This is a genomic window from Bradyrhizobium sp. AS23.2, assembly GCF_001908185.1.
In the GTDB taxonomy this organism is placed as follows: domain Bacteria; phylum Pseudomonadota; class Alphaproteobacteria; order Rhizobiales; family Xanthobacteraceae; genus Bradyrhizobium.
The window spans coordinates 63,234-72,648 of record NZ_LGHM01000018.1 but is presented as its reverse complement, the minus strand read 5'-3'; the positions used below and the strand labels follow the sequence as shown (position 1 = coordinate 72,648).

The window sequence follows — 9,415 nt, the reverse complement described above, 5'->3', positions numbered from 1 at the left end:
ATCTTGGCGTTGTTCGGCTCCTGCTCGAACTTCACCAGCTGATTGTCGACGGTGTCCAGGCTCTCGCTGGTCTCCGTCAAAAACTCCCGCAACAGATCATCCATGAAAACAGGCCTTCACACAGGGAGGGCGCGCACAAAGGCGTGATGCGCCATTTCGGAATTGGGCCAGCTTCACCGCAAAGCGTTTAATAATGGTTGAGTATGTGCAAAAGAACGGAACCAACAAAGAGATAAGGCGCTCCGGACAAGCCGAAGCGCCTTGTAAAGATTCGATTAACAGTTCGAGAGCGACGGGTGCGGTTACGAAGCGGTAACGGTGATGGCTTCGCCTTCCGGCGCAAGCTTCACGGTGAGCCCGCAAGCCTGTGCCAACAGCCGCGTATAATACGGCTGGATGGCGTGCGCATCCGCGGCAGGGCCGCGTTCGCCGCTCAGGAGCTCGGCGATGTTCTGCGGCAGGCGCGCATTATGTCCGGTCGCGGTGACGCGGAAGCTCATGGTCTCGCCCTCGCCGATCGGATCGATCGTCAGCATGCCACCGCGCGGAATCGTGTGCTGGGCAACGACCAGCATGTTGAGCAGCAGCTTGACGCGATTCTTCGGCAGCAGCAGCCGCGGCAGATTCCACGCGATCGTGCACTTGCCATCCTCGATGTGGCCGCGCGCCATGGTCTGGGCATCGCCGAGGTCGATCTGCGCGCCGGAGGAGCCGGCCGCGCCGAAGGCAAGGCGGCAGAACTGGAGGCGAGCGGAGGCCGTCTTGGCGCTCTTGCGAATCAGGTCGAGCGCGAACTCGCGGTCCTCAGGCTTGGGATCGTCATCGAGCACTTCGAGCCCGTTGACGATGGCGCCGACAGGGCTGATGAGATCATGGCAGACCCGCGAGCACAGGAGCGCCGCGAGTTCGAGCATATCGGGAGCGGTACCGGGTGACGAAGCGTCAGACATAAAGGGTTCCTGGAATTGCACGGCGCGGACGCGGCGAATCACGCATGCTTGACGGATGCTGCGGGTTCTAACATTCGCAAGCCCGTGGCAGCTAGCTTGCGATCGGTTCGAAGCGGCCATAAAGCCGCAGGCGAATCAGTCGAGTAGGGATGGAATTGCCGATGAATGAGGCATGCAGGTGAAGCGGATCATCGACGGCGCGGCCGCATCCCGCCTGATGGAGCCGCTCACCGCGCTGGTGGTGAAGGCCGGCGAAGCGATCCTGGCGGTCAACCGCGCCGCGATGCGGGTCGACGACAAGCAGGACGGCTCGCCGGTGACCGAGGCCGACCTCGCCGCCGACCGCATCATCGCGGATGGTCTGGCGCGGCTTGCCGGCGACCTGCCGACGCTCTCGGAAGAGCGCACCGAGCTCGCCTCTCCGCCGTTTCGCGACAGCTTCTTCCTGATCGATCCGCTCGACGGCACCAAGGAGTTCGTCGCCGGCCGCGACGAGTTCACCGTCAACCTCGCCCTTGTCACTCAGGGCGTTCCGTTGCTCGGCATTGTCAGCGCGCCCGCGCTTGGGCTGCTCTGGCGCGGCATCGTCGGTCTCGGTGCCGAGCGCGTGAGGTTTGACGGCGCTACCATCGGTGCCGCCGAGCCGATCCGCACCCGCAAGCTGCCGACGCCGGGCGAGCCCTGGATCGCCACGGTGAGCCGCTCGCACGGCGATCCCAGAAGCGAGGCTTTCATCGACGGCCGGCCCAACGCCGTCAGAAGAACGGTCGGCTCGGCCGTGAAATTCGGCCGGATCGCAGAGGGCAGCGCCGACATCTATCCCCGCTTCGGGCCGACCTCGGAATGGGACGTCGGGGCCGGTTGCGCGGTCGTGACCGCGGCCGGCGGCAGGGTGACCGACGGCAAGGGCGCCGAACTCCGCTTCGGCCAGCGGCGCGATACCGGTTTCATCATCCCGGAGTTCATCGCCTGGGGCGATCCGCAGGCGGCCGGCTGCTACTGACTGAGTTGTTCCTGAAGCGCCGGCCAGCGCTTGCCGACCTCGTCGAGGAAGCGCTCGGGATCGGCTGCGAAGGCGTCGCGGTTGGTTTCCCGGCTGAACAGATAGAGCCGCTGCGCCAAGATCACGAAGAAGCGGGGATTGGCGGCGATGGCCACGCCGCGGGCGATGTCGGCCGGGTCGTAGCCGCCGAACTGCGGCCCATAGATTTCGGGGTGGGCGAGGAAGGACGCCCGGTTGCCTTCGTTGCGGAAGCGCCAGACTGCGCCCCAGAGGCTCGCCTCGAACTCCGCCGTTCCTTGCACCGCCGTGCCGTCGACGAAATAGGCCACGGGGTCGAAGCCCTCGATGGCGACGCCGCTGAAACGGTTAACAACGATCCGCTCGGTGGTGGCAGCCTGCGCCGGCAACCCAAGGCAGGCGGTCCAAAACCCCGCCAGCATGCAGGCCAGAAGGCCGATCAAGGCAATTCCGGGGCGCAAAGGGCTATCTTCCTGCCGTTGTGCCGTCATAGTTGCTGCGGATAACATCCGAGTCGAGGGGACATCCGGCGCAACCTAGGGCCGTGCCTGTTGGCGTCAGGTTAAGGAAGCGAACGGATTCGATACCAGGGGTTCTTTTATGACTTTCGCATCACGCCTTGCCGCGATTGCGCTTGCCGCGCTGATCGGCTGGATCGTGCCCGCCTCCGCCCAGCAGGCGCCGCCACCTAACCTGCCGCCGCCGCAGCGAACCCCGAGCCCCAACACCTATGGGCCGGACGAACTTGTGGGCGCCGGTCATCGCTTCTTCGGCAACGTCTCGCGCGGACTCGCCTCGATCATCGAGAAGGCGGTCAGCCAATGGGGCCTGCCCAACGGCTACATCCTGGGTGAGGAAGGCTCCGGTGCCTTCGTCGCCGGCCTGCGCTATGGCGAAGGCACGCTCTACACCAAGAACGCCGGTGATCTGCGCGTCTACTGGCAGGGCCCTTCGCTCGGCTTCGACTGGGGCGGCGACGGCGCGCGCACCATGACGCTGGTCTATAACCTGCCCGCCACCAACGCGATCTATCAGCGCTTTGGCGGTATCGACGGCTCGGCCTACATCATCGGCGGCTTCGGCATGACGGCGCTCACCGCCAACAACATCGTGCTGGTGCCGATCCGCTCGGGCCTCGGCCTGCGGCTGGGAGCCAATATCGGCTACCTCAAATTCACGCCGCGCGCGACCTGGAACCCGTTCTAGGGCTCCCTCCTCCGGTCGGTTCCGGATTCACGTTAACAACAGGGCGGGGCTGGCTTTTTGCCGGCCCGCCATGCATTGTCCTTGGTAAATTTTTCCTTGTTTTTGGAGTTCTGGCCCATGGTCGAACCGATCATGTACCTTGCGATCGGTTTCCTGCTCTCGATGCTGTGCGGGCTTGCCATCGTGCCGCTGGTGCATAACCGCGCGGTACGGCTGACCACGCGCCGGCTCGAGGCCGCGACCCCGCTGTCGATGGCCGAGATCCAGGCCGACAAGGACCAGCTCCGCGCCGAATTCGCGATGTCGGCGCGACGACTGGAAATCAGCGTCGACCAGCTCAAGAACAAGACCACCAGCCAGCTCGCCGAGCTCGGCAAGAAGAGCGATGCCATCAACCGCATGAAGATCGAGCTCGGCGAGAAGAACGCCACGATCTTCGCGCTCGAGGCGCGCGAGAAGGCAGTAAAGGAGCAGCTCCGCGCCACCGAAGAGGAATTCAACGCCAAGACCGAAGCACTGCGCGGCGCCGAGCAGGCACTGACCGACAAGCAGGGCGAACTCGCCAAGATCAACTCCGCGCTGTCCGACCGCTCGATGATGGCGGAGAGCCGCCAGGTCGAGCTGGTTGTGGTGCGCGCGCAGATCGAAGAGCTGAAGAATCGCGTAGGCGACGCCGAGAAGGAATTCGCAACGACGCAAGCACGGCTGACGCAGGAGCGGTCGGAATCGGAGACAGCCTCGCGCGAGCTCGGCGATGCGCGCGGCCGCGTCGAGAATCTGAGCCAGCGCGTCACCGAGCTCGATCGCCAGCTCATCGTGCAGGTCAAGGAGGCCGAGATGCTGTCGGGCCGCGTCGCCGACCTCGAAGGCCGCCTCGCCACGCAGGGCAAGCTGCTCGCCGAACGCGACTACGAGAACAACCAGCTCCGCCAGGCCAATGAGGGCTCCGAGCACACCATCAAGGAATTGCGCGTCGAGATCGCAGCGCTGAGCGGCGGCAAGTCCTCGGCCGCGTTCGAAAGGCTGCGCACGGAAAAGGCCGCACTGGAAGAGCAACTGCGGACCGCGCGCGACGAGCGCGCAAAACTCCAGCGCGACGTCAACGGGATCCAGCAGCAGGCGGAAAGCTCCTGGGCGACCGAGCGCATGGAGAATGCGCTGCTGCGCGAGCGTATCAACGATATCGCCGCCGAGGTCGCAAAGCTCGCGATGCAGCTCGAAGGCCCGAACTCGCCGATTGAGGCGCTGCTCGCGGCCGAGGCGGGCCAGCCTCCGAAGCCGGCGCCGCGCCCGGCCAATGGCGCCGCCACGAATGGTGCGGCCACATCCGGCCTGCCCGAGGGCGGTGGAACGCTCGCGGAACGCATCCGCGCGCTCCAGGCCCACGCTTCCCGCGCCCGCCAGCAGGGCGCGTGAGCAGGCCCAAAACGCGGGTTCGCGTGCGAATTGCGTGATCTACGGAAGGTTTTCAGGCATCAAGCCGCCTGGAAACTTGACACCCGTGGCCCGCACTTCTAAATCGCGGGCTCCGATGTGTCGGCCGGCCGCAAGGTCCGGCCGTCTGCATAATGGTCCCGGGCGCATAGCTCAGCGGGAGAGCGTTCCCTTCACACGGGAGAGGTCCAAGGTTCGATCCCTTGTGCGCCCACCACCTAAACCCCTCAAATAACTCACAAATTTAGCCTGAAACTGGCATACCAGAGACCCCCGGAGGGCCTCAAAAGGTAGAACAGGGTAGGAACATCCGTGCATATCCGTGCATGAGCCGTGCATGGCTCGTGCATGGTGTTCCCTTCCTGTTCACGGAAAAGAGAAGACCCGCTCGGGTTGTCCCGGCGGTCTTTAAGCGTTCTGGCGGCGCTTCCATCCCTGGGGCGGCGGGATCGCGTCATGGCACTTCGCGAGCGTTTCGAGCCAAGCGGCGACGCTCGCCGGGATGTCGGCCTGCCCCGACGCCCACCGCCGGACCAGCCGCTCGTCGCATTCGAGGATCGAGGCGAGGCCCCGCTGCGTCCACCGCAGCGAGGCCAGACATTGGGTGAATCGGTCGCCGGTCATTCCACGATCTTCATGAAAGCCGCGCCAGCACCGAAGAGGGCGGCACCGGCGGTCATTCCACCGATGGCGATCTGCCAAATGGCGGGCGCCGTGTCGCGTTCATCCAAGGTCATCACCCCGCTCATGCGGTCTTCCTTCTCGCCGGTGAAGAGCTCAAAGATTGGCTTGCACAACTCTTGCGGACCCCGGCCGATGCATCCTTCTCGCTCGCCACGAGCGCGGCGAGATAGACTTCGTCTCCCGACGCTGAGTCAATGTCGACAGTATAACAGGATACTCATTCGTTCTAGGATCGCGTGGCGCTCAATCCAAGTGCAGAGACTTTCTCGTTGATCTGGTGGGGCGATGCGCGAATCAATGTCCTCCGTTAAGGCCAAGGCGCGACGATGAATGAACATAGCGAGCTGTTTGATAGCAATATCGCCAGCATGACGAAGTTTTATGAAAGCACCGGCAACGTCGCCGCCGCTTGGTGCGCCTTCAGCATTGCTTTTACACACGGACGGGAAATTCCAGACTCCATTTTTAGGGAGATCGAACGATTCGCGGCGGAAGTTGCTTTGACGGCTGAAAAGGCGATCACGGCGGAGGTTGATAAAGGGCCGGTTACACTCACGCCGGAAGAGCTTGGCACAATCTGGCGCGGCAAGGACAAACGCGACCCCGTCGGTCGGCTTCAAAGAGAGTGGCGCGACTATCAGCTTTATTGGGAAATGCGCAATCGGGTGAACCGGGGCTCGACGGTCGCCGAAGCTGCGAAAGCGGTGAGAGCTATGAGAGGCGTAGCGCTCAGCGAAAGGTCACTCGAAAATCTCTGGAGACGTTTAGATACGGACGGATAGCAAAGGATCTCCATCGATCTAGAAGTCATCCTCCATTTTTTCGCCCAACGAAGGGCGACTATTTTGGGTGCGACAGTCGCGTGCTGTTTCGGATACCTCTTGAGCCGCCATCAAGGCTCAAGAGGTGCAGAATGAAGCAACTGATTAGGTCCGAAACCGTTCGCCAAAAGCTTAATATGCCGCGCTCCACGTTCGAGCGGCTTGTCAAGCTGCGAACGAATGGCTTTCCCGCGCCTGTCTATATCTCCCGCTCAAGATTTTTCAACGCCGCAGAAGTCGAAACCTGGATGGCGGGACTCGCTGATCGCCCCTCGCGCCGTAGCATGACGGCCGTTATCATGCCCGAACTCGACATCACCGCCGCCCCCGCCGAACACGCGGTCACGCTTGCTGCCGTGGTCGAAGAGACGATCGAAGCGCACGGTACGGCGTCACGCTCAGCGTCACCTACGCAACCTTGGTCTCCGACGTGCTCCGGCTCTACTGCGGCTGGTTAGACCAAAGCGCAACCCTGACCGCCTGTTCAGCGCGGCCGCTCTCTGTTCAGCAAAGCCTCGAAATCGACGCGCAGTACAGCTGCGCGATCGGTAAGGGTTGCCTTGAGTAAGAGCATTTCTAAGGGCGACCGAAGCAGGCTCCTAAGCTCATCCATGATCAGCCAGTATCAGACCATCCATCGGAAGGGAGAACTAAATGCGGATCGAATTGAATGGAAAGACCTACGTTGACCAAGAAGGTTGTTCAACCATCCTGAACAACACGCCCAAGTGCCTCGCCGCGTGGCGAGCGCGCAACTACGGGCCGGCATACCATCGAATTGGTGGCCGCGTGCTCTATGAGCTGGGCGACATCGTTGCCTTTATCAACGGCACCAAGATCGAAGCAGCATAACCCCAAAAGCAAAACCCGCGCGCTGGCAGGCGGCGGGTGATGCAAAACATTTATCTTAGAAGGCTCACAAACATGTACTCCAATTCTGCACACCAAGCAACGCGTTCTGATAGCTCACTTTCGAATCGCGCCACTTGGCTGGCTGACGTGGAGCACCTCCGCAGCACGCCTGATGATATGGTGTCGCTCACGTTGGTGCGCGATGGCCGGTCGGGTACGGCTATTCGCTTCACGTTCCGCAACAAGGCTTCTGTCATCGTTGATCGCGAGTGTCTGCGTTATTGGCTGAAGCGCGACCTCCTGGACATCCAAGGCGACCCGCTCCCTGCGCTGACGCTCAAGATCGCGCGCTCACTCTTTCGGTCCAGAGGCGGAAGGAAGTGGTTGGGCGTCACGTTTGAAGACTGGATGACCTGTTGTGCATAAGCATCTCTTTTCCAACCTTCCTATCGACCCGCGTGCGGCCGCTGTCGAACTGGCGCGGCGCGGCTTCTCTGTGTTTCCGTGCAATCCGGCGAACAAAACCCCGCTGACTCCGAACGGCTTTCACGATGCGTCGAGCATTCCTGGCGAGGTCGCCAAGATGTTCAGCGCCGGAGTAATGATCGGACTGCCCACCGGGGTGCTCAACGGCGTGATCGTAGTCGACATCGAATCCGTCGAAGGGCACGGCGTCGATGGTGATGCAGACGTGGAAGCCCTCGCAGCCGATGGCTTCCACCTGCCCGATAGCATCTGCACCGTTCGCACCTGGAGCGGCGGCCGACACGTCTACTATCGTTGCCCACCGGAAGGGCGGGCTAGTTTCAAGTTCAAGCGCCGGGGAATCGAGGTGAAGGGCGATGGCGGATACGTCATCTGCCCGCCGTCGATCTGCTCCACCGGTCAGTTTTGGGAAGTGATCCAGTGAGCCGTGAAGACTACCTGAAGAACGTTCCGTTTGCGCCGGATTGGATAGTGAATCCGCCGCCTGACATCAAAAAGGGAAGCGCCGAGCGTGGAAACCTTGAAGTCGCGTTGAATCATTTGGTGAATGAGGCGTCATCCCGTGCCCGCGCGACACTCGACAAGTTGTCCGACGAGCTAGCCCGCGAGAGTCACGGCGGTCGGAATGACATGCTCAACAGGGCCGCCTACACCATGGGCGGACACATCGCTACGGGTGCGATCACGCGCGATGAAGTAGAGGCATCACTGACGATGGCTTGTCACCGCAACAGCTTGGTGGCGGATGACGGAAACGCCGCCGTTAAGAAGACGATTGCCAGTGGCATCGGGAAGGGGATGGAGCATCCGATCTTTCCGGCGGATGTCAGCGCCGCTAACGAATACGATGACGTCGAGCCGTCCGCGTTGCCGCCGAAGTCTGAACTTTCTCTCTCCGACCTGACGCGCCCGCCGGGGCTTGTCGGTGATATTATCGATTGGATCGAAGCGTCGTCCGAGTTTCCTAGTCGTGAACTCGCTCTTGGCGCAGCCTTGGGATGGGTTGCGACGCTTGCCGGTCGTGGTTTTGAGACGCCGAGCCGCGCGCGAACGAATCTCTATTTGATTGCGCTCGCACCGTCAGGATACGGAAAAGATCATGCTGGATCATGCGTCGGCTCGCTGGCCATCGCATCGGGCCTTGATCGCTTCATCGGGCCGGCCCGCTTCATGAGCGCGTCCGCACTGCGCGAAACGCTGATTGGCCAACCGTCCATTCTCTGCATTCAGGACGAGTTCGGCGGCATCCTTCGTCAGATCGATGGACCGGGAGTGGGCATTCATAGCGAGATGATCCGTTTTGACATGTTAGGCCTCTTCTCGCGCGCGAAAGATTTTTACCAAGGCGCGGCCTATGCTCAGAATCGGGCCGTCAAGCTGTTCAACCCGAATCTCTCAATCTACGGCATGTCGACGCCGGCCGAGTTTTGGAACGCGGTCACGTCCTCCCGAAATGCTGACGGTTTCGGAAGTGATCGCGAAGCTCGAAGCGCTCGACATCGAAACGACGGCCGTGAACGCCGCGTTGCGGTCCAATCCCGTCGCCGAAACCGTCGCGGGATACGACGCAATCCACCGAAGGAGTTCCGACCGCCCGGCCGGCGAGCGACGCGCGGTGAGGAAGTGCTGGGTCTATCGTTACCCCGGCTCCCCGCGCGATACGGACAAGGTGAAGTTTCAGTACGAGGCCCCGCACGAAGAAGTTCGGCAAGCAGACATCGGCCGCGACGGCAAGGCAATCCCGGTGCCGGCAGTCCAGCACGACTACTATGGTCGCGTGCTCACCATTACCCCCACCCTTGAAGATCGCGAGGTTGTTACCGAGCGAGTGTCCTTCCGCCCCGGCCAGAGTGAAGCACCGCTGTCATCGGTACGGCTCCCGCCTGCGTTCTCCGGCGAGGCCTACATCTGGCCGCAAGGATAACATACGCTAATTCCTTGGCTTCAATTTACGCCATCCC

At 62.2% G+C, this 9,415-nt stretch carries 13 protein-coding genes and 1 tRNA gene; 10 read left to right on the top strand and 4 right to left on the bottom strand.

Going from position 1 to position 9,415, the window contains the following annotated elements; translation table 11 throughout:
• Positions 1 to 302 precede the first annotated feature (302 nt).
• On the bottom strand, positions 303 to 950 hold the full coding sequence (gene chpT / locus AC630_RS04010; protein WP_074117182.1) for a histidine phosphotransferase ChpT: 648 nt from the start codon (positions 948 to 950) through the stop codon (positions 303 to 305).
• 172 nt (positions 951 to 1,122) lie between these two features.
• Here chpT and AC630_RS04005 point away from each other — a divergent pair, with 172 nt between their 5' ends.
• Positions 1,123 to 1,953 (top strand): 3'(2'),5'-bisphosphate nucleotidase CysQ family protein, encoded by an 831-nt coding sequence (locus AC630_RS04005; RefSeq protein ID WP_143197798.1) that lies wholly within the window; start codon positions 1,123 to 1,125, stop codon positions 1,951 to 1,953.
• On the opposite strand, the gene AC630_RS04000 is transcribed toward AC630_RS04005, so the two are convergent.
• On the bottom strand, positions 1,947 to 2,432 hold the full coding sequence (locus AC630_RS04000; RefSeq protein ID WP_074117174.1) for a YHS domain-containing (seleno)protein: 486 nt from the start codon (positions 2,430 to 2,432) through the stop codon (positions 1,947 to 1,949). The genes AC630_RS04005 and AC630_RS04000 overlap by 7 nt on opposite strands.
• Positions 2,433 to 2,571: 139 nt before the next feature.
• On the opposite strand from AC630_RS04000, the gene AC630_RS03995 reads away from it, so the two are divergent.
• From AC630_RS03995 to AC630_RS03985, 3 genes are all read left to right on the top strand, one after another.
• Positions 2,572 to 3,177 (top strand): DUF1134 domain-containing protein, encoded by a 606-nt coding sequence (locus AC630_RS03995; protein WP_074117173.1) that lies wholly within the window; start codon positions 2,572 to 2,574, stop codon positions 3,175 to 3,177.
• Between the two features lie 117 nt (positions 3,178 to 3,294).
• Positions 3,295 to 4,593, top strand: a complete 1,299-nt coding sequence (locus tag AC630_RS03990) for a coiled-coil domain-containing protein (protein WP_074117172.1) — start codon at positions 3,295 to 3,297, stop codon at positions 4,591 to 4,593.
• A gap of 160 nt (positions 4,594 to 4,753) precedes the next feature.
• Positions 4,754 to 4,828, top strand: a tRNA-Val gene (locus AC630_RS03985).
• A 191-nt stretch (positions 4,829 to 5,019) separates the two neighbouring features.
• Here the strand turns inward: AC630_RS03985 and AC630_RS03980 are convergent.
• Both AC630_RS03980 and AC630_RS47735 read right to left on the bottom strand, forming a co-directional pair.
• Positions 5,020 to 5,235, bottom strand: coding sequence for a helix-turn-helix domain-containing protein (locus AC630_RS03980; protein WP_074117171.1), 216 nt, complete (start codon positions 5,233 to 5,235; stop codon positions 5,020 to 5,022).
• The gene (locus tag AC630_RS47735) at positions 5,232 to 5,360 is read right to left on the bottom strand and encodes a hypothetical protein (RefSeq protein ID WP_283808383.1); all 129 of its coding nucleotides are present in this window, start codon (positions 5,358 to 5,360) and stop codon (positions 5,232 to 5,234) included. The genes AC630_RS03980 and AC630_RS47735 overlap by 4 nt, the downstream gene beginning before the upstream one ends.
• Positions 5,361 to 5,621: 261 nt before the next feature.
• Between AC630_RS47735 and AC630_RS03975 the strand changes: the two genes are divergently transcribed.
• The 6 genes from AC630_RS03975 (at position 5,622) to AC630_RS43380 (ending at position 9,257) form a co-directional block, all read left to right on the top strand.
• Positions 5,622 to 6,077 (top strand): hypothetical protein, encoded by a 456-nt coding sequence (locus AC630_RS03975; protein ID WP_074117170.1) that lies wholly within the window; start codon positions 5,622 to 5,624, stop codon positions 6,075 to 6,077.
• Between the two features lie 131 nt (positions 6,078 to 6,208).
• Entirely contained in the window at positions 6,209 to 6,574 is a 366-nt protein-coding gene (locus AC630_RS43385) for a helix-turn-helix transcriptional regulator (RefSeq protein WP_143197797.1), read from the top strand.
• Positions 6,575 to 6,770: 196 nt separating this feature from the next.
• Complete coding sequence (locus AC630_RS03970; protein WP_074117169.1) at positions 6,771 to 6,968, top strand: hypothetical protein; 198 nt, start codon at positions 6,771 to 6,773, stop codon at positions 6,966 to 6,968.
• 39 nt (positions 6,969 to 7,007) lie between these two features.
• On the top strand, positions 7,008 to 7,394 hold the full coding sequence (locus tag AC630_RS03965) for a hypothetical protein (protein ID WP_143197796.1): 387 nt from the start codon (positions 7,008 to 7,010) through the stop codon (positions 7,392 to 7,394).
• Positions 7,387 to 7,878: a bifunctional DNA primase/polymerase gene (locus AC630_RS03960; protein WP_074117167.1), complete on the top strand. Its 492-nt coding sequence runs from the start codon at positions 7,387 to 7,389 to the stop codon at positions 7,876 to 7,878. The genes AC630_RS03965 and AC630_RS03960 overlap by 8 nt, the downstream gene beginning before the upstream one ends.
• Positions 7,875 to 9,257 carry a hypothetical protein gene (locus AC630_RS43380; protein WP_143197795.1) on the top strand — a complete coding sequence of 461 codons (1,383 nt, stop codon included), beginning with the start codon at positions 7,875 to 7,877 and terminating at the stop codon, positions 9,255 to 9,257. Before AC630_RS03960 ends, AC630_RS43380 begins: the two co-directional genes overlap by 4 nt.
• The last annotated feature ends 158 nt before the right edge of the window (positions 9,258 to 9,415 follow it).

What these genes read in the sequence shown, in the direction of transcription:
- AC630_RS47735 (WP_283808383.1), bottom strand. Translation starts at nt 5,360, where the DNA reads ATGAGCGGGGTGATGACCTTGGATGAACGCGACACGGCGCCCGCCATT.
- AC630_RS03970 (WP_074117169.1), top strand. Translation starts at nt 6,771, where the DNA reads ATGCGGATCGAATTGAATGGAAAGACCTACGTTGACCAAGAAGGTTGT.
- AC630_RS03995 (WP_074117173.1), top strand. Translation starts at nt 2,572, where the DNA reads ATGACTTTCGCATCACGCCTTGCCGCGATTGCGCTTGCCGCGCTGATC.
- AC630_RS03975 (WP_074117170.1), top strand. Translation starts at nt 5,622, where the DNA reads ATGAATGAACATAGCGAGCTGTTTGATAGCAATATCGCCAGCATGACG.
- AC630_RS43385 (WP_143197797.1), top strand. Translation starts at nt 6,209, where the DNA reads ATGAAGCAACTGATTAGGTCCGAAACCGTTCGCCAAAAGCTTAATATG.
- AC630_RS04005 (WP_143197798.1), top strand. Translation starts at nt 1,123, where the DNA reads ATGCAGGTGAAGCGGATCATCGACGGCGCGGCCGCATCCCGCCTGATG.
- AC630_RS03965 (WP_143197796.1), top strand. Translation starts at nt 7,008, where the DNA reads ATGCAAAACATTTATCTTAGAAGGCTCACAAACATGTACTCCAATTCT.
- AC630_RS03980 (WP_074117171.1), bottom strand. Translation starts at nt 5,235, where the DNA reads ATGACCGGCGACCGATTCACCCAATGTCTGGCCTCGCTGCGGTGGACG.
- chpT (WP_074117182.1), bottom strand. Translation starts at nt 950, where the DNA reads ATGTCTGACGCTTCGTCACCCGGTACCGCTCCCGATATGCTCGAACTC.
- AC630_RS03990 (WP_074117172.1), top strand. Translation starts at nt 3,295, where the DNA reads ATGGTCGAACCGATCATGTACCTTGCGATCGGTTTCCTGCTCTCGATG.